We start from the raw sequence: 24730 nt of genomic DNA on the forward strand, positions 1-24730 counted from the left end.
TTTAATTAAGACGATTTTTTCGTCTTAGTTTCCAGACTTGCTTTCAACATAGACATTAAGTCATCACTTTGTTTGTTATGCACCACTTTTAGTTTTGTGGCTTTTTGTACTTTTCCTTTGGCTTTCTTTTTAATAATATCCAAAAGTTTGGCTGTATATTCGTCTTTAAAACCTGCAATATCAAACTTTTCTGTAAGCTGATCGATTAGTTTTTCGGCCATATCCATTTCTTTTGTGGCTTTTTTAGAAACGGGCGGTAATTTTAATTCGTCGGTGCTTCGTATTTCCTGCTCGAATCTGATTCGGTTTAAAACAATCACATTTTTATAGGGTTTTAGAATGGCGAGACTTTCTTTATTTCGTAAAACAAAACGCGTTACACCCACTTTTCCCGAAGCTTCGAGCGCATCGCGAAGAAGGCCGTACGCATTCATTGCACCTTTGTCTGGCTCAAGATAATACGGCTGTTCGTAATATATACTTTGAATTTCTTTTTCGAAGGCAAAACTTTCAATATCAATTGTTTTAGTTTTAATGGCATCGGCAGCTTCAAAATCAGTATCGTCCAGGATTACGTATTTATCTTCTATTTTATAGCCTTTTACAATATTCGCAAAATCAACTTCTTTACCTGTATTTTCATTGACCCGTTTAAACTTAATATTAGCGTTGTCTTTTTTATCCAGCATATCCATATCAAGACTGCTTTCCTGAACCGCCGAAAACATTTTAATTGGAATATTAATTAATCCAAAACTCACTGAACCTGTCCATATTGATCTCATAATTTTTTCCTTTAAATTTTCACTTAAAAGTAAATCACATTGATCAAAAACACTTTATAACATCATGGGAATCTTTTATAAAATCCCGACTCAAAACCAGCAATTTAAATCTAATTTCTGCGTAGTTTTTTCTTGAAATAAATTTGTTTTTCTAAAATTGATGCGGTTTCCTGAAACTCAAATTCTTCATATTCTAAATCTTTCAGCGTTTTAATTAAAATTTCTTCAATAGAAAAAGCTTTTATCCAAATCAAATCATGTTTTCTCTGCAGGGCAATTTCTTCGGCACGCTTAAAAAGTACTGTTATATCTTCTTCATTAAAATAAATAATATCCTTTAAACAAATTGCCTTTTCTGCTCCAAGATTTTCATTGGAAAGTCTTGAAGAATCCAACTTTAAAAATGACTGCGGATTTTCACCTTCATAAACCATCAGAATTTCTATTGAAAAATCATTCTGTATTCTAAACAATTCTTTTTGAGAAAATTTTTCTTCGGCACACTCAAGTGCTAATTCTTTTTGCTTAAATAAACGCTCATAAAACTGAAGCGCTTGGCTTTCCATCCAAACGACATTATCATTAATTATAACTACAAATCGTGCTGCTTTATTCATGTTTTTTTTGTTATTGATGAAGAAGCAAATTTGCACGAATTCCGGTTTTAAGAAAAGAGCAATATGACGTTTCTTTTGTGCAAAAAGGTTTTTTTTTTGAGATTCTAAGAGACTAATGAGCTGAGGAACTAAGATTTTAACATCGTTTGTAATTTCGACTGAAAGGAGAAAAAACAAAAACTGGGACTGAAAATCGCGGCTGTGGCTGAAAACTAAAAAAACTACCTACGATATTCCAAAGGCGAAATTCCGGTATGATTTTTAAAAAACCTCCCAAAAGCCGATTGATTTTGAAAATTCAATTCGTCGCTTATTTGACTGATGGTTAAACTTTTATTCTGCAATAAAACTTTGGCTTCCAGAATTACGACTTCATTTATCCAGTCGCTTGCCGTTTTACCGCTGTTCTTTTTGATTACTTCTGATAAATATTTTCGGGTAACATTTAAGGAATCGGCGTAATATTCGACTGATCTTTGTTTTAGGAAATCTTTAAAAAGAAGATTTTTAAATTTTTCGAAAATTGGATTTTGAGTTCCCTCAGTAGAAACCACTTCCTGAACAGAGTCAAGCTCATATATCAAAATATAAAGATAACTTATCAACGCGGCTGATTGATGCTTAGAATCGCCTTCTAAAAGTTCTTTTATTAAATTAAAAATTCGTTCAAACTTTATTTTCAAATTTCCTTTTAGGTCAAGAACATTATTGTTTTCAAAAAAATCATATTGCGATAAAAAGAAAACATTAGTTTGAGTTTCCAGAAAAAAATGAGGTTTAAAGAATATGATATCGATTAAAATTTCATCGCTGTTTTTGGTAAAACTCCTCGTAACTGTTGGACCCAGCGCAATAACGGCAGGCGCATGAATGATTCTTTTTTCCAATTGCGTCTGCATGATAATAGAACCTTTCCTTAAAAATTCAATCGCATAACTTTCTGCGCGATATGGTTCACTTATATACGGATGATCTGTGGTTTGAGTGTAGAAATAATCCTTTTTATCAGTACTTGAAAAAAGACTTTTATGATGCGTTAAGGAATACGTTTGAATTTTATTTTTCAAGTTGTCTGCGTGATAATGATATCCAAAGATAACGAATGAAAGCCATAAAAAAAGAAACAAAAAATGGCGCAAAAAGCGCCATTTTTAAATTTACAGGATAATTAATCAATTAACAATTAACCATCAATAATTTATTTCTTGTCTATTTTATAAAGTCTTCCTTCATCTGTAACAGCATATAAAGCGCCGTCTGCTCCTTGTGTAACGTCTCTAAAACGCTGCCCTTCGCCTGCTAAAAGCCTTTCTTCACCCACAACTTTATTGTCTTTGATCACTAATCTCGCAATATGCTTACCGCTTAAAGAACCAATAAAAAGGTTATTTTCCCATTCTGGTACACGATTTCCTGTGTAGAAAGTCATACCGCTTGGAGAAATTACAGGATCCCAGTAATAAACCGGCTGTTCCATTCCTTCTTTCTGCTGAATTGCATCACCAATTGGCTGTCCGCTGTATTCGATTCCGTAAGTAATTGTCGGCCATCCATAATTTGAACCTGCTTTTATACGATTCAATTCATCACCTCCTCTTGGTCCGTGTTCACTTTCCCAGATTTCTTTCGTAACCGGGTGAATTGCTAATCCCTGCGGATTTCTATGCCCATACGAATACAATTCCGGTAAAGCCCCAGCTCCGCTAAAAGTTGGATTTCCAGAAGCCGGCTGTCCTTCTTTCGTAATTCTTAAAACTTTACCCAAACTTGCTGTAAGCGATTGCGCCAAAGGTCGGGTTGCTAAAACTGAACGCTCTCCTGTACTTACTACAAGATTTCCATTTTGATCAAAAAGAATACGTCCTCCGTAATGAAGATCACTAGGATTTGCAGGGCTTGAACGATAAATTACCGTTGCGTTTTCGATTGTTTTTTCGTTAGCTGCCAATCTTCCTTTAGCTACAGATGAAATATTTCCTCCCGTAACAGCTTCAGAAAACACCCAGTAAATCATTCTGTTTGTTGCAAAATCAGGATCAAGACACAAACCTAATAAACCTCCCTGATTGGCAGGATTTACAGCTGGCAGACCTGTAATAGGCTCGCTTACTACTCCGGCAGTTGTAACAATACGTAAAGTCCCAGTGCTTTTTTGAGTTACCAAAAGACGCCCGTCAGGAAGTGCTTTAACGCCCCACGGACTTGTAAGCGCGCTTGTTATAATATCCGCTTTAAATTCTGTATCTGTTGTCATACCAGCAATTCTGGTTTGTCCGCTAAATGCAGGTTTATATTGAGTATTTGCAGGATTCGTTTCCACAGGATCAGTTACGGTTCCTCCTCCATTTGCAGGAGTATCATCGTTGTCACAGCTAAAGGCAAATAATGCACTTGAAAGAATGAAAATGTACTTTAAATTTTTCATAGTAGTTATTTATTAAATTAATTTGGGTTATAAGCGTCAAATGTCTAAAATTAAAAACAGCTTATTTTATATAATTTAAGGAAAGACTTACAGAATTCTTATCAGCAAAAAAAAGAGGCCGTTTTAAATAAAACGGCCTCTTAAACTATATAGTATCAAAAGATATTAATCCCATTTGTTCGTTTTAGAAACAGCATATTTTCCTGCTCCTGTAAAGAATAATCCAACTGAACCTAAAAGATAAAGCATCAACAATTCGTTTGCATAACCTCCGTGTTCACTAATTGAGAAAATATCCTGAGCGTGTGCTACTGCAATGGCAACGATACAAGTTACAGCAAGAAGAACGGCTGCAATTCTGGTACGGAAACCTAATAAAATAGCAATTGGCGCTAAAACTTCTCCTATATAAACAGCATATCCAAATGCTCCCATATTATCTACCAGAAAAGAAATACCATCAAGAACTTTTGAAATACCGTGAAAAAGCATTAAACCTCCAACGCTGATTCTGATTAGTAATAATCCAAGGTCTGTGTTTTTTGAAATCATAACAATTTTGTTTTGGTTTTTAAAAAATTAAATACAAATTTGGCTTGTAAGGCCGCTAAAATACAAAAATTGTTAAGATAAAAAATACGTTATTTAAATTAATTCTAAATAACTATTCTCATGTATCACACACCTGTCCAGAATGCTGTTTTTTAAAATTTAATTGCAATTTTTCCAATTGTTTTTCCGGACTCTAAAAGCTGATGTGCTTTCTTTAAATTTTCAGCAGTAAGTCCCTTATATGTTTCTTTTAAAGTAGTTTTTAAAACGCCTTCATCTAATAGATCGGCTATTTTATTTAAAATATGATGCTGTTCGATCATGTCTTCTGTTTGAAACATTGAACGCGTGTACATCAATTCCCATGAAAATGAAACACTTTTTCCTTTCAGTTTATTCAAAACAACGGGTTCAGCACTTCCGGTAATTGAAGCAATATGTCCCTGAGGTTTTATTAATTCGGCCATAATGTCCCAATACGCATTGGTATCAACAAAATCTAAAATGAAATCTACGTTTTGAAAACCAGCTTCTCTAACGGATTCGATTAAGTTTTTGTGATCAACAACAAAATCAGCTCCTTGCTTCTTGCACCAATCAATGGTTTCCGGACGTGAAGCGGTTGCAATAACCGTTAATCCTGCAATTTTCTTAGCCAGCTGAATCGCAATTGAACCCACTCCACCGGCACCGCCAATAATTAAAATTGATTTTCCTTTGTCTTTCTCCGGATTAATTCGAATTCGGTCAAACAGAATTTCCCAGGCTGTTAATCCTGTTAACGGAATAGCTGCCGCTTCTGCATTCGTTAATGATGTTGGTTTATTACCTGCAATTCTTTCGTCAACAATTTGAAATTCGGCATTACTGCCCTGTTTGGTAATATCTCCGGCATAATATACCAGGTCACCCACTTCAAATAAAGTGACTTTTTCGCCCACTGCCTGTACAATTCCAACGGCATCCCAGCCAATAATTTTTGGAATTTCTAATACGGTGTCTTTTGCAGCACTCTGACGAATTTTAAAATCAACCGGATTTACTGAAATTGCATCAATTTTTACTAATAAATCATGAGCGCCGGGCGTTGGTTTTACAGTTTCAAATTCAATAAAACTGTCTTTTTCTTCTATAGATAATGAGGTTTTGAATCCTATTGCTTTCATTGTTTCTAAATTTTGGTTTAAAATATACTAACAAAGATAATCGCTGTTTGGATGTTAATGCTGGTATATTTTTATACTATATCGGTATAATTTTTTCAGAGATCGTGAGCTTCTTAGTTACGGAGAGGTTTAAGCTTTTTTATTTCACGAAGATTCAGCGGATTATGCAGATATTTGCCGCTAATCTGCTAAATCAGCAGAATCTGCGAGAGAAACACCTTTAAATAAGGTAAATTTGTTTATCTAAATTTCAAAAAATGAATATAAGAAAAGCTGAAATATCCGATTCAAAATATATTGCTCCTATATTATTACTCGCAATGGAAGATATTATTTACAAGTTTATTGCTAAAAAAGATTACGCTGCCGCGAAAGACTTTCTGGAGTATTTTATTGAGAGAGATAACAATCAATATTCGTATCAAAATTGCTTTGTGGCCGAAGAAGATAATGAAATTATTGGTGCAGTAAATATATATAACGGTTCAGAGCTGAAAGTTTTACGTTCTCCAATTGTCGAATATGTGCAAGCAACTTTTAATCCTGAATTTGATCCTGAATTTGAAACGCAACCTGGTGAATTCTACATCGATTCTTTGGGCGTAAACCCGAATTATCAGGGAAAAGGAATTGGTTCTAAAATACTTCGGTTTTTAATTGCCGAATATGTACACAAAAATAAACAGACTTTGGGATTATTAGTTGAAGAAGAGAATCCTCTGGCAAAAAGCCTTTATTTAAAACTCGGATTTAAAGTTGTGGGAGAAAAAACTTTGGTTGGCAAAAAACTCGATCATCTTCAAATAAGTCCGAATTAAATTCGGCTCTGCCAAAAAAACAATTAATTTCAAAACCAAAAATAAAACTTTATGAATCATCAAGTATTTGAATCAAATTATAAAAAACTGGGATTTCTGATTCTTAATCAGGAAACTGTTTTTTTAATGGTGATGTTTATAAATGATTTTTTAAGAGACGAAGGAGAATCTTACCCAAAATTAAACGAAGACGGATTTGTTCTCTTAACGCTGACAAAATACAACAGATTGATTCACGATAACTTGATTTCAAATTCTATTGTTAATATTGCTACTTTAAAACAAGTCGCTATTGTATTCAAAACGACATTGAAATAATTAATAACAGACAAATGAGCAAAATATCAGCTGATATTTTGCTCATTTGTCTGTTAAGTTATATGAATTTATTATACAACAATCGATAGCTCTAATCTAAAAAATAAATATATTTTAGCGCTTCTAATTGTAACAAACCATTTGTTGATAATTCAATGAAAAAAAAATTCTTATCATTTTTATTATGTAAAGATAAAGAAGCAAATTTAATAGCCTTAATTAAATCTGACCTAGAACTTAAATTTGTTACACTATATTTATTATTATTTTTAATATATCTCCAAAGTTTTCTATAGTCTATATAATATTGAAAAGCCAAGCCGATTGCCGCTATATCTGAAAAATAAATTGAACTATAAATATTTCCTGAATCATTATAATTAAAATCGTTATTTACATTCAAATCAAAAACAAATGGTTTGATCTCTTTAGAACCTCTAAAATTATTACATTTAGAACAACAAGCTAATAAATTATAATAAGAAATATCATGAGGTAAATTAGTTAATCCTGCGTTTGGAATAGCTCTAACATTATAATCAAATAGTAACTTCTCAACACATTTGCCAGTTAAGCCATAATTATTAAAGATGTTAACTAAACTAGGATTTTGGGGGTACAAATGTTCAATCGTTGCTTCATCTAAATTTAATTTCTTCATACAATAACAACATAAGTTATTTTGCTCTAATAATAAAACTCTTTTTATATCACTTTTCTCGTTAGAAGTAAAATTATAATTATAGTTATTGTAATTTGGTGTTACACTACTCCATTTATTAGATTCAAAAGTTGAAAAAAAAGCAAGTAAACCGGATGAATTTATTTTATTTATGTATTCCATTATATTTTATCATTAGTCATTCTATCTTTGATAAATACAGGAATTATCCCATTGTAAATATCAGCTATTTTTTCTTTATACTCTATAGCTAATTTTTCATCTTCATTTTTTAAAAAGTTATATGCATTAATATATGCATCTAAAATTTGGTTTGATATGTTTACTCCCATAATATCAATTAAATTTGAATTATAATCTAAGCCATAAACATTATCTAATTCTTCTTCTGTGTACTTACCATTATTTTTATCTAACTTAAGAATTTTCTTTTCAATTTTTTCAACTTTTAAATTACTTAATATTATTGGAGAATGAGTAGTAACAATAAACTGTAAACCTGGAAAGGTTTTCATAAATTTATCCATAATACTTTTTTGAAGGTTTGGATGTAAGTGAAGTTCTATTTCATCAATTAATACGATTCCACTAAATTCTTTATTACTTCCATTAAGAAAAAAGCATCTATATGCTAAATCAAATACAATATGAATAAGTCTTTGATATCCCATTGGTAAAGTCTCTTCATTATAAATTCCTTCATCAAAACTATTAGCCTTTCCAAAACTAAAAAAAAGTAACTCATCCTTTATGGTTTTTCTTTTTTTTATATCGTATAAGATTAATTCATCATCTAACGAACTTTCTGAAGATGAGAAAAATTCGATAACAATTTCTTTTACAAAGTTTTGTTCATTTATTAAGTATGAGGTGGTATTTTTAAATTTTTCCGATAATATTTCCAATCTTAATTTTACATTTCTTAATCTTTCTGTAAAAGTATCATCTAAATTGCTGTTTTTTCTTTTATAGTCCTCTAATAAAGTTATTTCTTTATTTAGATCTTCTATTGATTCTTCATCTTGTTGAATAATGCCTAAAATAAATTTGTATCTTTTAAACCATGATGTAGCAATACTACCGTCATCATTCCAAAATGAATAACCTATATCTCTGGGTAATAAATAAGAGCTTAATAATAATTCATTGAATTTATTAATATTAGGATTCTTCTCTTTGCGCCTATGAGGATAGCAATCACCATAAAAAGAAAATAATGGCCAGCTTTTGTTTTTAGATTTATAATGCTTTGTTAAAAAAGAGTGGACATCTTTATAATATTTGCTATGCAATTTTCCATTATAAGATTCCCTAAAAAACTTCCAAGTTATTTCATCAGTATTTTCTATACTTACAGTATAATCTATACTAGTTGGCCATTGAAAACCATCTCCATTTTCCTTAAATGTAGTGTCCCAGTCTAAAAATTTTTCAATTTTAGTGGTATTATTTTTATTAAATATATTATTAGCACTACTTGAGAACATAAATGACATACCTTTTCTAAGAGCACTTAGCAAAGTTGACTTACCAGTTCCATTTTTACCAATAATTATTGTAGTATTTGTTCCAAATTCGAACTCATTATCTTCATAACATCTAAAGTTTTGTAAACTTATCTTTTTTATCTTCATATCCATAAAATTAATTCCAATTACCTCAAATCAAAGGTATAATAAAAATAATAAATTTAAAGTTTTTGATTCATTTACCTACATACCTCAAAGAACCTACAACGGATTGATTCACGATTACGGTCTTTTAAATCCAATTGCTAATGTTCCGGCCATACAAACTGCTTTACTGCAAGCTGCAATTGTTATAAAAACGACACTGAAATAAGTATTACCAAACAAATTAAAAATAGGGATAGATTAACTTCTATCCCTATTTTATGCATTTTATCGGCTATTTAAAACAATTTGACGTTGATTATGTCGTTATTAAAAAATAAGCAGACGATTTTTCTTAATTTTCAAAAAATCGTTTAACGACATTGAAATAAAAATTACGAATTAGAATGAAAAACATAACCATACTAGAAGCAGGTTTAATTTTAAGAATAGTTTTAGCAATCACAATGCTTTCAGCCGTGGCTGACCGATTTGGAATTTGGGGAGCACCTGGCTCAAATGGCGTTGCCTGGGGAAATTGGGAAAACTTTGTGGTTTACACTCAAACTCTTAATCCTTTTGCTGCTAAATCTACGGCAGAAATACTCGGCGCAATTGCCACTTTCTTTGAAGTATTATTATCTCTTTTATTGCTTTTTGGTTTCAAAACCAGAATTGCCGCTTTAGGAACTGCTTTTTTAATGCTGCTTTTTGCGCTTGCAATGGCAATATCGGTTTCCATAAAAGCACCTTTTGATTATTCGGTTTTAACCAGCGCCGCAGCGGCATTATTGCTTTCTACTATTGGGAAAACTGTTTTTGCAGTAGATAACAGAATATAAAAAACACAAAAGGGATAGAAATTCATCTATCCCTTTTTGCCCCCAAAATATTCAAAACACCATTAATTCTTACAAAAGGGCTTCTACATAATTTGCAATCTGCGAATCGGTTTGAGAATTAAAAGAAGACTGTACTAACTGCACGGTTAGAAACAAAGTAGCCTCTTTTAATTCCATTTTCACATCGTCATTATTTTCAGAATTGGTTAAGTGAATTGCACTTAATTTATCCTGCAGCGCTTCTTTTCCCATATCATCAGAACAAATCTTTTTTACAAATGATTCAACATCATCAAAAACAATATCCAGTCTTGATAATGGATATTCGTCATAAGCTGTAAAAGTATTCCAGTCAACATCTACCTTAATATCATAACCGGCTCTTTCTTTTAATTTCGCTTCAAAAGCCGGAAGTTTTTCTGTTTTAATTGATTCTGCTAAACGTTTTTCTGCTAATCCCATATTGATTTTAGTTATTAATTACAAAGGCAAATGTATCTTCTGAATTTATTTCCTGCATCACTATAAATAGTGATTTTTACTTTAATGATTAATCAAATCTATTACGCCTTTATTTTCTAAAATTTCTGCTAACATTTCGGATTCATATCCCATCAATTTGGCTTTTCGGACCTCTTTTAAAGCTTTTACAGCATCTTTTAATTTATAATGCATTTCGCCGAGGTTACAGACAAAAATGGGTTCCTTGGGATTTATTTCAACCGCCTTTTCAAAATACGGAAGTGATTCTTCATAACGCAGTTCGCGATCTAAAATGCAGCCATAACTATTGTAAATAAGTGCGTGAACAGGCGGTTCGTGTTCTGTTTTTGCAAAAAAATAATCTCTTTTACTGTAGCATATTTCAAATCCTTTTGTGTACCAAAGTATTCTTGCTTCTAGAAAATATGCCGATGCATATTGCGAATCTATGGCTTGCAGAGCGTCGCAATTTTTTTGGGCTGCTTCGTAATTTTTAGCAAAAACATAATCCCAGCCTTCTTTTAGGAGTGCCCGTTTCGTATCATCTTCTATTTTTTCATACCGTTCTTCATCCATTTCTTTTTTGCGATATTCATCAATTTCAATTTCCCAATCTGTAAAAACAACTTTCTTTTCGTTTGATGAAATTGTGAAAAGTAAATCTTTCGGATTATTTTCTTTAAATTCAAGAGAAAACGAAACACGGTTTTCAAAATCATCTGGTAAAACTTTTTCTATAAAGTGATGTAATTTTTGCGGATTTATATGCAGTTTCATCCACGGAAACAAATAGGAACCCCTGTAAACAAATGTGATTTTTTTAGGCAGATAGCGCGGCGAAATTTCTGCGGCAGCTTCTTTTTCTATCTTGTAATTTCCAAAAGTCGTGTCGGTAATTTCTAAATAATGGTGTTGGTCCAAACCCGAAAATTCTAAATTCCAGGCTGTTAATTTATCTTTGAGTTCAAAACGTTCCTGAATGTTATTGGACTTTCTGATGCTTTCGATTAACTGATAAAAATACTCTTTGTTATTATAATATTTATGACTGGATTGATGTGTGATAATTTTTTCATTCTTTTCTTCCTCACTGATTTCCGTCGATTCATTGGTTGTAAAGTCAAGCAAAACCGCATCATCATTATATAATTTAAAACCTCCGTTCTGGTAAATATGAAGATAGGTGCGTTTTATTTTTTGTCCTCTTATATTTTTGGATTCGTTTAATGGGTATTTTTCTTCTTCGAGCTGTAATTTATCAAACGGAAAAGGAACATTAATTTTATAATATTGATCTTCGATTATAGAATACCATGATATTTCAAAACTATCTGTACCAAAAGGAATATGAATTAAACCCGAAAAAGCAGATTGCTGTAAATGATAATATTTTGAAGAGGTTTCCATTTCTGCCAATTCTTCTTCTGAATAAAAAGGAACATTGTTCGCAGCTTTTATATCTGAAATTAAATGTTTAGAAGAATTTATAAAGGCAATCGAATCAATATACATAAGAAGTTCCCTATCGTGATAAACACTAAATGAAGCTTTAAAATAAGCATTGGCCAAACGAACTTTTGCATAATAATGCGACCCGAAATAATGCGTATAATAAACGATTGGAATTCCCAGCAGAATAGTTAACCAGATTGAAAAATACAAACCGTTGAATAGTGCTGTTTTTTGATATTCTACCAAAGCATAAACGCCATAATCTACAAACAGCAAGAATGCTGTAAGCAGAAAAACTCCAGCCAAAAATTCTAAAGTAATTCCGGCACGGGACCTTCCGTAATAATAAAAGTAAAAATAACCGCACCAGGCAAGCGCTGCATTAAAAAAGACAGCAAATCCAAATCCGATAAAATAAAGCAGTACATAACTTATAAGTGCTGCGGCACACAATAATCCAACGGGAAAGAAAATTTCACCGCTAAAATAAACGGGATCAACTTTTTTATACGAACGGTAATTTTTCATGATATTCTTCTGTTAAAAAAAGCAAATGTAAAGGTTCGCTAAACCACAGAAATCATTATAAATAGTGATTTTGAAAAACTGAATGTTCAAAAAAAAACAGAAGCAATTTTAAAAATTACTTCTGTTTCAAAAAATAGTAGTTATGGGCTAAATATCTAAGACAAAACTTAAAATTAGTCTTTGATGATATTAAATCCTTGGATTCTTCCGCTTTCTTTTAAACGGAAAGTTTCTTTTACAACTCCTGTAGAAGGGTTATATTGGTTAACTCCAGAGAAACCGTCTGTAGTACTGTTTGATAAGAAATAGATTTCTCCGTTATGGAAAAATGGATTTTGAGTTGTATAGAAATTATCTGGCGGCATATTTAAACGAGTTGCTTTTTTAGTCACAGCATCGATCTCATTCCAGAACCAAACGTCATCTCTATATTTAACTCCGTGCTGTCCTCCTCCATAATACGAAACAGCTCTTGATGGAATTGTAGTATAAATTTTGTTGTTGTAAGCAAAAAGTCTGTTGAACTCAGCTGGAAACTGGTATGTTTTCATGTCGATTACGAATGATGCATCAAAATTAACTTCTCCTTTTTTAATTCTAAGAATTTTTGAAGAATAGTCACTTGGCTGTGTTTTCATATCACCAACTGTAGCAAAATATAAATCGCCGGTAACTTCGTCTAAACTCCATAGAACGTGGTCAATAAACACACCTAAGTTCGTTGTATTGCCAATTTTGGTTACATTTTCGATTTTGTTTGTAGTTAAATCATACACTGCAATAGCGGCTTCTTTAACTACCGGAGTTACCTGCCAGTTTCCTGCAGCTTTATTTCCTAATAATAAATCTAAGTATAATTTATTGTCTCTTTTTGCAATAATTAACTGTCCGATTGACTCTAAAGGCTGTCCTTCTGAAAGTGAAGAAAAATCAATTTCTCCAGTTCTCTCCATTGTAGTTGGGTTAAATTTTTGCAATTTCAATCCGCCTCTTACTTTATCCCAGTAATACCCTTCTGTTGCACTTGCTACTAAAAAGTTAGTTTCGTAAGCGTTAGAAAGAGAAGGTAAAAATCCTTGGTCAACCACTTTACCTGTTGCATCAATTCCCATTTTGTTAATACCCTGTTTTGCATTTGAAACGTCATTTACTTTAAAAAGACTTTTTTCAAATGTTCTTCCTCCTAAAGATGAAGTTACTTGTAAAAACGGTAATCCAGAAAGGTTGATTTCTCTTGATTTGTTATCTTTTAAGGCATAAACACCACCGCTCCAGTTAGCTGCACCGTTGTATATAATCCAAGTTTCGTTTTTTGGTAAAGTATCATCGTTGTTACCATTATCGGTATTGTTATTATCGTCATTGCTGCTGCAAGAAAATAAAAGCATACAAGCAGCGATTCCTGCCAGTACTGAACGAAGTGATTTGCTTCTTTTCATAGTTAATCTGATTTATTGGTTTTATTTAAAAAAAATTATAAACTAGTTTGAGGTGGAATGATCTTCCGGGTCTTTGAACATTAAAATTGTCATACAGCCTTACATCTCCAATATTTCTGCACTCGGCCGAAACGGTTGTTTTTTGGTCAGAGAAATGATAGTTCACGCCAACATCATTAGAAAACTGACCTAATCTTCCGTCTTTTGGAATTATTAATGAAGTCTGAAAATCTTTTACTGAACCAAATAAGGGCGGTTCCTGATTTTTTGGAATATCAACTAAAAAGAATCGGTGGGTGTAATTGGCATTCCAGGTAAAATTTAAGCTGTCGTCTTTTTCAAATACGTTTGAGAAATAGGTGTTTGCCCAGAAGTTTCCAAACAAAAACGGAATATTAGGTACTCTTGAGTCATTTAAATATTTAAAAGCGGCTTCCTCAATTCCTACTCTGCGAATGTCCTGATAAGTTATATTGAATCCTGTATTAAGCCATTTTGCAGGCGAATAATTGGTTTCAAATTCAAAACCTTTTATATCCGAATTCTCATAATTTATATATCGATTGAACGGAATATCCAATTCAAGAAAAATAATATCTTTTACTTTTCTGTAGAATAAATTCGCCGAAAAAGTTAAACTGCTGTTTCCTTTTGCAATGGTGTATTGTCCGTTTAAGTTTAAATTGTGGCTTTTTTCAGGATTAAGATCCAGATTTTCTTTTACCAGTCTCGCATCTCCAAAAATTTCAAATTCATCAGGAAGGCGCGTTGCATATTCGTACGAAAGCTTTACTAAATAACTGTCTTTTACCCATTTTAAACCTCCCAAATAACCAAACTGACTGTCCTCTTTTGAAGATCTCCAGGCAAAACCATAATTATCAGTCGTAAAACCTTCTGTATTATAATGATAGTATTTTGCCGCAACGATACTTTCTAATTGGTTTTGGAACCATAAAGAACGCCACGCCAGAGCCATATTGTCTTTTCTATATGATGCAGGAACGGTCAGCACATCAACACCTTCAATTACAGAAACTGCTCCCAGCGGATCGCTTCCTTTTCTTCTTTGTGAATAATATAGTTCACTAAATTCTAAAAAGTCATTATCAGAAAGCTGATATTCTAAATTCAATCTCGATGAAACAAAATTGTATTTCATTCGCTGATTATTTCCCGTTCTAATTTCTCCCGGCTGCATATTTTCGGCAATAATTTCGCCTAACCAATTGTAACGAACGGTTGTTGTATCAATAAATTTGGTGTTAAAATGACTGTAATTGGTTAAAAAAGATACTTTTAGTTTATCGTCAAAAAACTTTTTACGATAATTTACCATTCCCGTATAATTTTGTTCTTTAGAAAATGCCTGTCCGTATACACTCACCATTCCGGCATCATTTTGAATCTGTTTGTAGAAATCAGAATAAATCAAAGTAAAACGAAGATCATCTGCCCAGGATTTGTCTTTTAATCCAACAAAAGCCTCTCCGTAACTGGATCTTGTCATGTCATGAAAACGTTTTACATCTCTAAATTCTTCATTGGTTGAATTTTGAACAGGAACATTTACTTTATAATCATTATCAGAATAATTAAAAGAACCGTTAAAACCTCCATAGAAATTATTTTTATTTTGAAGATAAAAATTTGCTGTTGCTCTGTGTGTGTTGAAAGAAGCGATTTCATAGGATACTTCGGCAAAGTTTTTATTTGAAGTTCTGGTTACCAGATTCACACCTCCTCCCAAAGCATCAGAAGCCAGATAAACCGGCATTACGCCTTTGTAAATTTCAACGCGGTCGAGCATATTTACCGGAATTGTTCCAAGGCTGAAACCATGTCCAAACAATTCTATAGGGATTCCGTCCTTAAAAATACGAACCGCTTTTCCCTGAAGTCCACCCAGATTAATCTGAACCTGAGAACCTATGTTTCCGTTTGTTCTTAATTTTACACCCGAAGCTCTGTTTAAAAAGTCTCCAACATCTCCTGCTTTATCATACTGTTTTTTTAAATCGATAACCTGAACAGAAAAAGGAGATTCTTCAATTTGCTTTTTCACGCTTTTGTTTTGTATCAGAACTTCTTTTAAATTTGCCTGATCACTGTTTGAAGAATCTATGCTGAAAGTAAAATGATTACGTTCGCCGCAGACAACCGAAATGGTTTGTCGGGACTTAATAATGTCGTTTTTTACAATTTCGATAGTGTAATTTCCATCGATTAGAGAAAGTTCCAGAATACCTGAGTTGCTGCTGTTTCCCATCGGTTTACTGTTAACCAAAACGGTTAAACCGGATGCAGGATTTCCAAGATTATCTTCAACATGAATGTAAACTGGACAGGCATTTGCAGAGAAAAGACCAACCAGGAACATAAACATAAGATTTAATTTAAATGTCAAAGCTGTTTTTATTTAAACTTATTATAAATTATATTTGCAAGTGCAAAAGTATTTGATTACTAATGGCTGCATTTATGAAAGTGGAAGTTTTAATTATGAATATAGAAGTATAAGGCATGGCATTTAAAATTGATTCAAATGATTTTGCAGATTTTCTGGAAACGGACAAAAAACCAGAAATAGAACAGCCTGGAATAGAACTGGAAAACGAAAAAGACATAAAATTTATCACCCCCAAAGGAGACATTTTATTTCATGAACACACGATTACAGAAGAGTTATCGATTCTTCAGGGAAGTTATCAATTGCATGACGATGTTGCGATTTCGGGACATGGGGATTCTTCGTTATTAGAAATGCATTTTAATCTTTCTGACCAAAAAATCGGGTATATAAATCCGGGTTCTGTTAAAGATTATGCTTCGCCGATGTCGGGCAATATAACTTATCTTTCTGCAGAAGATAATCATGCAAAAATTGACTTCAAAAAAGATATTATCTACAATACTTTTGACATTCATCTTCCTTTAAATGTGCTTACTAAATATGAAGGAGAATCGAAAGTAATGGACAATTTCCTTAATAATATTCAAAAAAATTCCAGCACCGCTTTAGCCAAAAATGAAATCAAGATAAGTGCTAAAATATTTGGTGTAATGCAGGATATAAAGAATTGTTTTTACAGGGGTTTAACCCGAAGAATTTATATGGAATCTAAAGTCTATGAGCTTATTGCGTTAAGCCATTACAATTTAGATACTGAAAAAGAATCACTGAACTTAGCAGGAAGCGATGTCGAAAAAATAAAATTTGCCGCACAGTTAATCCGCGAAAACATTGATAATCCGTTTACTATTATAGAACTGGCACGTAAAGTCGGCGTGAATCAGACCAAACTGAAAGAAGGTTTTAAAACCGTTTTTGGCGACACCGTTTTTGGCTATCTGCAGGAAATCAGGATGAACAAAGCCCGACATTATTTAGCTGATACATCGCTTTCAATTCAGGAAATAAGCCATCTTTCAGGCTATCAAAATGTATCTAATTTCAGCATTGCCTTTAAAAGAATCTTTGGCTACCCGCCTACTAAATTGAGGCTTAAGATTTAGTATTCAGCCGCAGTTTTCAGTTTTCAGTGTGGTCTGTCTAATTTAAAAAACGTGAAAACTCTGTCAAAGTTTAAAACTTTGACAAAGTCCCTGTAAACGGTAAACTATGACTGAAAACTGAGATTGAAAACTGAAAACTGAAAACTGCGGCTGAGCACTAAAAAACGGAGCACTAAAAAATTTTTAAGGTATATTTAAGTTCTAAAAACCTTCCCGAACAGATATCTATTCGTAAATTAGCGTCCAATAAAATATATCTAATGACAGTACTTACTTTTACCCTGATTATGCTTCTTGGGGCTTGTTTAGCCGGTTTTATTGGTTCATTATCAGGCTTGGGCGGCGGCATCATTATTATTCCTCTTTTAACTATAGTTCTTGGTGTTGATATTCATTATGCAATTGGAGCGGCTTTAGTTTCGGTTATTGCCACTTCTTCAGGTTCGGCGGCAGCTTATGTAAAAGAAGGAATTACCAATATGCGCCTAGGGATTTTTCTTGAAATTGCAACTACAATTGGAGCCGTTTGCGGTGCATTGCTTTCTACTATTGCCCCTACTTCATTCATTGCCGTTTTATTCGGACTTACTTTAATATTTTCTGCTGTAAATTCACTTCGAAAGAAAGAAGAACATATTGTTTTAGAATCAAGCCCGCTGGCTAAAAAACTAAAATTAGACGGAACTTATCCAACGCACGACGGCGAAGTGGTAAGCTATGGAACCAAAAACGTAATTGGCGGTTTCAGCATGATGGGAATTGCCGGAATGATGTCGGGTTTACTAGGAATTGGTTCTGGCGCTTTTAAAGTAATTGCCATGGATAATATTATGAGAATTCCGTTTAAGGTTTCGACTACTACAAGCAACTTTATGATGGGCGTTACGGCAATGGCAAGTTCTGTAATTTATATCCAGAAAGGATATATCGAACCCGGAATTTGTATGCCTGTGGTTATTGGCGTATTGTTTGGTGCTATGGCCGGAGCTAAAGTTTTGGTAAGAACCAACCCTAAAAAATTGAGAATCTTTTTTGCATGCCTGATTTTTGTATTGGCAGTTAATATGATCTACAACGGAATTAATGGAAAAATCTAAAGTTATGCAAAACGAAAAATTTGGAGAAAAAGATTTTCAAACTATTATTGGAAATTTATTACGCTACGGCGTTTGGATTTCGTTATCGGTTGCTTTTATTGGCGGAATTGTATATTTAATGCACCACGGAAGTGAAATCGAAGATTATTCGGTTTTTAAGGAAAACGACCGAAATATCTTCGAAGTTATTGCTGCCGTTTACCATGGCGCTGTTCAGGGAAATGGAGCTTATTTAATATTTGTTGGTATTATTTTGCTTTTCCTTACACCTGTATTCAGGGTTTTACTTTCTTTATTTTCTTTTCTGTTAGAGAAAGATTATCTGTATGTTGTCATTACATTGATCGTTATTCTGATTATTATAACGAGTATATCTTTTGGGTTTTCTCATTAAGAAATAGTAGAATTTAGAATTGAATAGTAGAATTGATCTGGGAATTTAATTATTGTAATTTGGTTTAAACTGCATTTTATGGAAATAGGAATAGATAGTTTTGCTTCGGCAATGTATGGCGACAGTAACACGCTTAGCGGTGTAGATGCCATGGAACAATTACTGCAGAGAATTGAATTTGCAGATCAGGCTGGATTAGATGTTTTTGGGATTGGAGAACATCATAAAAAAGAATTTCTGGACTCGGCAACGGCAGTCATTTTAAGTGCTGCAGCAACGAGAACCCAAAACATACGTTTGACAAGTGCGGTAACGGTTTTAAGCGCTGCCGATCCGGTTCGTGTTTATCAAAGTTTTGCAACACTGGATTTAATCTCTAAAGGAAGAACTGAAATTGTTGTGGGCCGTGGTTCTGCTATTGAAGCGTATCCCCTTTTTGGATTTGATCTTAATGATTATGATGCACTTTTTAAGGAAAAACTGGAATTATTACTTCAAATTAGAGACAACGAATTTATAAACTGGTACGGAAAATTTCGTCCGGCATTAAATAATCAGCCCGTTTATCCGAGAGCTTTACAGGAAAAAATGCCTATTTGGCTTGGTGTTGGCGGAACTCCTGAATCTTTTATCAGAGCCGGAAGTTTGGGCTTACCTTTAATGGTGGCTATAATTGGCGGACAAACACATCGATTTAAACCTTTAATCGATTTATATCGTCAGGCTGGTGAAGCAGCAGGTTTTAAATCACACGAATTAAAAGTCGGAATACATTCTCCGGGATATGTATCGAATACAACCGAAAAAGCAATCGAAGAATATTATCCGGGTTATGCCGAGTTATGGACAAAATTAGGATATGAAAGAGGCTGGCCTCCAGTAACAAAAGGTAAATTTGATGGATTAATTGATGATCTGGGTGTTTTAATTGTAGGAAGTCCGGAAAGAGCGGCAGAGAAAATCTTACGCCACAGTGAAGCACTTGGCGGTATAGAAAGGTTTACTTTTCAGATGGATAACGCAGGATTGACGCATTCGCAGTTAATGAGCGCTATAGAACTTATCGGAACAAAATTAATTCCTTTGATTAGAAAAGGATAATTGGTGTGTGTTTGGCCACAGATACACAGATTAAACGGATTTATTATAATTAAACAGTGTAAACCGTTAAACCAGTGGACAATATAAACATATAACAATTCAAAAAAAACTTTGAACTTTTGTCTCTCTTAGCCTTTGAACCTATAAAAAAAAGCATCCGTTCTTATCGGATGCTTTCTTTTTATTTGGCTGTATTGAAATTAAAACAATTTGTATGTTACACCAATTCTAAAGTTAACCGGCTGTTCTGTCTGCCAGTAATATGCATTTAACCAGCTGTAGTAAGAACCACTGTAAAGGTATTTATCTAAGATATTAAATACATTTCCTGTAATTTTAAATTTACCTGTTTCATAAGATAAACCTCCATCAAGTCTGAAATAAGTTGGAAGTTTTTCTAAACCTACACTCCAAGTATCTGTTTGACGTCCAGCAAGGAACGATCCTCCAATAGAAGCGCCAAATCCTTTAAGTGCACCGCCTTGTACTGTATAGTTTAACCAAGCGTTTGCAGTATGTTTTGCATAACCCGGCACGATATCTCCTTTTTTAATTCCTGTTGCTAATGAAACCGCAGGATCAACTTCATTTACAATTGATTCAGTAAACGCATAGTTGGCAATAAGATTAAGGCCGTCGAATAATTTTCCTCTTAAATCAAATTCAAAACCTTGTGCTCTTTTTTCTCCTAAAACAACACTAAACTGCTGACCCGGAGTATTGGCCGGATCTGATGTAAGTTCGTTTTTCTTTAAGATGTTGTAAGCTGCCAAAGTTGTACTCCAGGAACCGTCGAACCAATCTTTCTTGATCCCTATTTCCATGTTGTTACCTGTAAGCGGTTTTACTTTATCTCCGTTTTTGATAATACCAGATTGTGGAATAAAGGCCTGATCATATAATCCGTATACCGCTAATGATTCATCAATAGAAATACTTAATCCAACACGCGGCGTAATATGGCTGTCTTCAATAGGTGCTCCGCCCCAGCTTGCCTGACTGATCCAAGTATATCTTCCGGCAAGAGTAAGTCTTACTTTATTTTCAAAAAATCCTAATTCGTCCTGAACATAACCTGCTGCATATTCAGTACTCATTAAACCTCCTGCATTTTTTGCTCTAATAGAAAGCGGTGTCGTGTGATCAAAATTTGGTAATCCGTTTGACGGCGTTCCGTAATTTGGATTATAAACATTAAAAGGATTATCAACTGTATCGAGATCATGAGATTGTCCCCAATCGGCTGCATAATCTTTACTTCCTAAATCTACTCCTCCTAATACTTTATGAGAAACAGCACCTGTATTGAATTTTCCGTTAACGAAAATCTGCCCTAAATACATATTACTTTCAGCATCCCAGATCCCCACGTTTCTGATGATTTCACCATAAGCAAGATTACCTTCTGCAACACCATCAAAATCTCTGTCAGCAGGTCCGGGACCAACAACACCCGGCCAAGAACTGTATCCTTGCTGTATGTATTTAAAGTAAGAGGTTTGAGCTGTAAGTTTCCAGTTATCATCAAATTTATGTTCGAAAGTAAGATAACCACTGTGATCCTGAATATTAGTATCTGGTAATCCAGGCTGTGTCATTGTAAAATTGCGCGGTAAAGCTGCGTAGCCTCCAGCTGCAGGACCAAATACATAATAAGAACCTACTTCGGTCATATTAGCGTATTGGAAATTGTATTCTGCAGAAATTTTTGTTTTATCATCAATTTGATATGAAATTACCGGAGCAATTACATAACGGTTATTGTGTTCGAAAGAACGGTGAGAACCTTTATTTTGAGCCGCTCCGTTAAATCTGTACAATAATTTTCCTTTTTTATCTAATTTCCCGTCAAGGTCAAGACTTACTCTGTAAAAATCATAGCTTCCGCCAATTGCAGTAACCTCACCTTTTGTAATTCCGGTTGGTTTTTTAGTTACCACATTATAAAGTCCGCTTGGATCACCGCTTGAAAGCATAAATCCTGCAGGACCTTTTACAAATTCGATATGATCGACAAAACTCATATCTTCAGTTAATGGTCCCCAGAAAGAAGATACCACGTTAAACCCATTACGGAAAGCCTGAATTTGAGAACCACGCATTGTAATATTCGTGTACAAATCTCCCCAGTGCTCTAAACGTACAGCACCACTCACATTACGAATTACACCATCACTCATACTTGTAATCTGCTGATCTTTTAAAGTCTGCCCGCTTACAATCTGAACGTTTTGAGGAATTTCAAGAACCGGAGTCTGAAGACGTAATGATAATGAAGGTTTATCCTGTTTGTATTTATTTTTTGTGATCACAACTTCATCAAGATCTTCCTGACTTTCAGAAAGTGAAAAGTTTTTGGTTGTCGTTTGTTTTGCAGTAACAACAATTGCATCTTCAAGAGGATGAATACCAACTGAACGAACACTAATTGTGTAAGAACCCGGTTTTACATTTCTAATTTCATATTGTCCGTTTGCGTTGGTAACAGACGAATATTTTGTTCCTTTAAGAACTACTGAAATGCCTTCTAATGGTTCATTTCCGCTTAAAGTAACTTTTCCGCTCACTTTTCCTAATTCCTGACTCATCATATTTAATGATGTTAAAAGAATCGTAAAAAAAAATGCTTTCTTAATAACATTCATGCTCATTTTAATATTATTTTAAGTTTTGTTTGGCAAAAGTACAGGCTAATAATGGGTTTTCCAAATTATTTTTAATCATTCTAAATAAATATAATTAAAAACTAGTATTTAGTGAAATAATGGTAAACGAAAATATTATTGCTAATTTTTACTTAAGTCTGCTTACCTTTAATCCTGCAAAAAAATCCTCAAAATATGAATACTACCAAAACAGTTAGAAAAGTTGCTATTGTAGGTTATAATCGAATTCCGTTTGCGAGAGCCAACACAGCTTATGCATCTGTAGGAAATCAGGAAATGATGACCGCAGCCTTAAACGGACTTGTCGATAAGTACAATCTGCAAGGCCAATTATTAGGTGAAGTTGCCGGAGGTGCCGTAATCAAACATACTTACGATAATAATTTAATTAGGGAATGTGTTATGAAAACAACTCTGGATCCCGCAACCCCTGCCTGCGATTTACAACAGGCCTGCGATACCGGAATTGAAAGTGCTGTTTACATCGCTAATAAAATTGCGCTTGGACAAATTGAATCAGGAATTGCCGGCGGTGTAGATTCTATCAGTGATATACCAATGGCCATTAGCGAAAAACTAAGGAGAGTTTTGCTGGAAGCGAGACAAGCAAAGTCTTTTGGTGGAAAAATTAAGGCATTTTTAAAAATACGTCCAAGTGATTTATCGCCTTTAGTACCCATAAATGAAGAACAGCAAACCGGACTTTCAATGGGCGGACATACCGAGATTACAGCAAAATATTATAAAATTTCAAGAGAAGACCAGGATAATTTTGCTCTTAAAAGTCATTTGAATATGGCTAAAGCCTATGATGAAGGTTTCTTTAATGATATGATTACACCTTTCAGCGGACTTGAAAAAGACAATAATCTGAGAAAAGACAGTACTATCGAAAAACTGGCGAAATTAAAACCTGCTTTTGATAAAGTAAACGGAACTTTAACTGCCGGAAACTCTACTCCGCTTACTGATGGTGCTTCTTGTGTACTTTTAGCCAGCGAAGAGTGGGCAAAAGAACACAATCTCCCTATTTTGGCTTATATTACTTTTGCTGAAGTTGCCGCTGTAGAATATGTAAAAAACCAGCAGAACCTTTTATTAGCGCCTTTATTTGCTGCAAGCAAAATGCTTGAAAAAGCTGAATTGAGTTTACAGGATTTTGATTTTTATGAAATCCATGAAGCGTTTGCTGCACAGGTGCTGGCAACTTTAAAAATTTGGGAAAGCCCTGAATTAAGTGCCAAATTAGGTTTAAAGAAAACTCTTGGCGCAATAGACCGCGAAAAGCTAAATGTAAAAGGAAGCAGTCTTGCAGCCGCACATCCTTTTGCGGCAACCGGCGGCAGAATAATTGGCGTAATGGCAAAATTATTAAATGAAAAAGGTTCAGGCCGGGGATTTGTTTCGATTTGTGCCGCAGGCGGACAAGGCGTTACCATGATAATCGAAAAATAATTATTAAAACCCGGCAGGGTTTAAAACCTGCCGGGTTTACTACATACGAAATGTTCAACCCTCGTAATTATAGTTTGTCTTAAAAAGCAAATTCTTCTACAAAAGATAACGCTTTTGGCAAAGCATTTTCGGCAAAATCAGGAATTGCGGTTCCTTCTACACGAAAAGTGGTAACATCCGTCATTCCTAAAAAGCCTAAAACAGTTCGAAGATATGATTCTGAAAAATCGTAGCTTTTATATGGTCCTTCAGAAAATATTGCTCCTGATGCAATCGATAAATACACTTTTTTATCGGTTACTAATCCTTTTGGTCCTTCTGCACTATAGCTAAAAGTCTTTCCAGCTCTGGCAACCTGATCAATCCACCCTTTTAAAACTGCCGGAATACCAAAATTGTACAAAGGCACACCAATTACAATAATATCAGATTCTAGTAAAGTTTCTATAGCTTCATCTGAATATTTAAGTGCCTCTGTTTGTGCCGCTGTGTGTGTTTCTGCAGGAGCATAAACTGCACTAATATGCGAATTGGTCAAGTATGGCAAAGGCGTTTTAGTAAGATCAAGAGTCTTTACATTGATTTCGGGATTTGCTGCTGCTAATTTTTCGATTACCGCGTTCGATAACTGGTTACTGAATGAAGTATCTCCATTTGTGCTGGTAATTATGCGTAGAATTTTTTGGCTCATAATTTATAAAATTTGTTTTGCGATACAAACTTATCTACATTTGCTATCTCTTTTATAGTACTATCCTCCAGGATAGCGCTATCCTTGAGG

22 protein-coding genes are annotated in these 24730 nt (G+C 33.9%); 8 read left to right on the top strand and 14 right to left on the bottom strand.

Annotation, left to right across the window (positions count from 1 at the left end; genetic code table 11):
• Positions 1-5 precede the first annotated feature (5 nt).
• The 6 genes from L1276_RS03175 to L1276_RS03200 all read right to left on the bottom strand — a co-directional run bounded on the left by L1276_RS03175 (position 6) and on the right by L1276_RS03200 (position 5545).
• Positions 6-785, bottom strand: coding sequence for a Ku protein (locus tag L1276_RS03175; protein ID WP_253785370.1), 780 nt, complete (start codon positions 783-785; stop codon positions 6-8).
• Positions 786-895: 110 nt separating this feature from the next.
• Positions 896-1402, bottom strand: coding sequence for a hypothetical protein (locus tag L1276_RS03180; RefSeq protein WP_253785371.1), 507 nt, complete (start codon positions 1400-1402; stop codon positions 896-898).
• Positions 1403-1623: 221 nt separating this feature from the next.
• The gene (locus L1276_RS03185; protein ID WP_253785373.1) at positions 1624-2469 is read right to left on the bottom strand and encodes an AraC family transcriptional regulator; all 846 of its coding nucleotides are present in this window, start codon (positions 2467-2469) and stop codon (positions 1624-1626) included.
• A gap of 131 nt (positions 2470-2600) precedes the next feature.
• Complete coding sequence (locus L1276_RS03190) at positions 2601-3827, bottom strand: PQQ-dependent sugar dehydrogenase (protein ID WP_253785375.1); 1227 nt, start codon at positions 3825-3827, stop codon at positions 2601-2603.
• Between the two features lie 165 nt (positions 3828-3992).
• Positions 3993-4379 carry a DoxX family protein gene (locus tag L1276_RS03195; RefSeq protein ID WP_253785377.1) on the bottom strand — a complete coding sequence of 129 codons (387 nt, stop codon included), beginning with the start codon at positions 4377-4379 and terminating at the stop codon, positions 3993-3995.
• Between the two features lie 152 nt (positions 4380-4531).
• On the bottom strand, positions 4532-5545 hold the full coding sequence (locus L1276_RS03200) for a zinc-binding alcohol dehydrogenase family protein (RefSeq protein WP_253785379.1): 1014 nt from the start codon (positions 5543-5545) through the stop codon (positions 4532-4534).
• A gap of 257 nt (positions 5546-5802) precedes the next feature.
• On the opposite strand from L1276_RS03200, the gene L1276_RS03205 reads away from it, so the two are divergent.
• Complete coding sequence (locus L1276_RS03205; RefSeq protein ID WP_253785381.1) at positions 5803-6363, top strand: GNAT family N-acetyltransferase; 561 nt, start codon at positions 5803-5805, stop codon at positions 6361-6363.
• A gap of 51 nt (positions 6364-6414) precedes the next feature.
• Complete coding sequence (locus L1276_RS03210) at positions 6415-6681, top strand: hypothetical protein (protein ID WP_253785383.1); 267 nt, start codon at positions 6415-6417, stop codon at positions 6679-6681.
• Positions 6682-6772: 91 nt separating this feature from the next.
• On the opposite strand, the gene L1276_RS03215 is transcribed toward L1276_RS03210, so the two are convergent.
• Positions 6773-7525, bottom strand: coding sequence for a hypothetical protein (locus tag L1276_RS03215; RefSeq protein ID WP_253785385.1), 753 nt, complete (start codon positions 7523-7525; stop codon positions 6773-6775).
• Entirely contained in the window at positions 7525-8997 is a 1473-nt protein-coding gene (locus L1276_RS03220) for an AAA family ATPase (RefSeq protein ID WP_253785387.1), read from the bottom strand. The genes L1276_RS03215 and L1276_RS03220 overlap by 1 nt, the downstream gene beginning before the upstream one ends.
• Positions 8998-9383: 386 nt before the next feature.
• Here L1276_RS03220 and L1276_RS03225 point away from each other — a divergent pair, with 386 nt between their 5' ends.
• Positions 9384-9818 (top strand): DoxX family membrane protein, encoded by a 435-nt coding sequence (locus tag L1276_RS03225; RefSeq protein WP_253785389.1) that lies wholly within the window; start codon positions 9384-9386, stop codon positions 9816-9818.
• Between the two features lie 69 nt (positions 9819-9887).
• On the opposite strand, the gene L1276_RS03230 is transcribed toward L1276_RS03225, so the two are convergent.
• The 4 genes from L1276_RS03230 to L1276_RS03245 all read right to left on the bottom strand — a co-directional run bounded on the left by L1276_RS03230 (position 9888) and on the right by L1276_RS03245 (position 16106).
• The gene (locus tag L1276_RS03230) at positions 9888-10280 is read right to left on the bottom strand and encodes a hypothetical protein (protein ID WP_253785390.1); all 393 of its coding nucleotides are present in this window, start codon (positions 10278-10280) and stop codon (positions 9888-9890) included.
• Between the two features lie 81 nt (positions 10281-10361).
• Positions 10362-12281, bottom strand: coding sequence for a tetratricopeptide repeat protein (locus L1276_RS03235; protein ID WP_253785392.1), 1920 nt, complete (start codon positions 12279-12281; stop codon positions 10362-10364).
• 173 nt (positions 12282-12454) lie between these two features.
• Positions 12455-13720 (bottom strand): hypothetical protein, encoded by a 1266-nt coding sequence (locus L1276_RS03240; RefSeq protein ID WP_253785394.1) that lies wholly within the window; start codon positions 13718-13720, stop codon positions 12455-12457.
• A 25-nt stretch (positions 13721-13745) separates the two neighbouring features.
• A complete protein-coding gene (locus tag L1276_RS03245; RefSeq protein ID WP_253785396.1) occupies positions 13746-16106 on the bottom strand; it encodes a TonB-dependent receptor plug domain-containing protein in 2361 nt (786 codons plus the stop codon).
• A 137-nt stretch (positions 16107-16243) separates the two neighbouring features.
• On the opposite strand from L1276_RS03245, the gene L1276_RS03250 reads away from it, so the two are divergent.
• The 4 genes from L1276_RS03250 to L1276_RS03265 all read left to right on the top strand — a co-directional run bounded on the left by L1276_RS03250 (position 16244) and on the right by L1276_RS03265 (position 19828).
• The gene (locus L1276_RS03250; RefSeq protein WP_253785397.1) at positions 16244-17236 is read left to right on the top strand and encodes an AraC family transcriptional regulator; all 993 of its coding nucleotides are present in this window, start codon (positions 16244-16246) and stop codon (positions 17234-17236) included.
• A 260-nt stretch (positions 17237-17496) separates the two neighbouring features.
• Positions 17497-18333, top strand: coding sequence for a sulfite exporter TauE/SafE family protein (locus L1276_RS03255; RefSeq protein ID WP_253785399.1), 837 nt, complete (start codon positions 17497-17499; stop codon positions 18331-18333).
• Positions 18334-18337: 4 nt separating this feature from the next.
• A complete protein-coding gene (locus L1276_RS03260; RefSeq protein WP_253785401.1) occupies positions 18338-18727 on the top strand; it encodes a DUF1634 domain-containing protein in 390 nt (129 codons plus the stop codon).
• 78 nt (positions 18728-18805) lie between these two features.
• Positions 18806-19828 (top strand): LLM class flavin-dependent oxidoreductase, encoded by a 1023-nt coding sequence (locus L1276_RS03265; protein WP_253785403.1) that lies wholly within the window; start codon positions 18806-18808, stop codon positions 19826-19828.
• A gap of 200 nt (positions 19829-20028) precedes the next feature.
• Here L1276_RS03265 and L1276_RS03270 read toward each other — a convergent pair whose 3' ends face one another.
• Positions 20029-22479, bottom strand: coding sequence for a TonB-dependent receptor (locus L1276_RS03270; protein ID WP_253785405.1), 2451 nt, complete (start codon positions 22477-22479; stop codon positions 20029-20031).
• 189 nt (positions 22480-22668) lie between these two features.
• Between L1276_RS03270 and L1276_RS03275 the strand changes: the two genes are divergently transcribed.
• Positions 22669-23949, top strand: coding sequence for an acetyl-CoA C-acetyltransferase (locus L1276_RS03275; protein WP_253785407.1), 1281 nt, complete (start codon positions 22669-22671; stop codon positions 23947-23949).
• 79 nt (positions 23950-24028) lie between these two features.
• Here L1276_RS03275 and L1276_RS03280 read toward each other — a convergent pair whose 3' ends face one another.
• Complete coding sequence (locus L1276_RS03280) at positions 24029-24640, bottom strand: FMN-dependent NADH-azoreductase (RefSeq protein WP_253785409.1); 612 nt, start codon at positions 24638-24640, stop codon at positions 24029-24031.
• Positions 24641-24730: the final 90 nt, after the last annotated feature.

Source organism: Flavobacterium sp. HSC-32F16 (genome assembly GCF_024171645.1).
Classification (GTDB): domain Bacteria; phylum Bacteroidota; class Bacteroidia; order Flavobacteriales; family Flavobacteriaceae; genus Flavobacterium.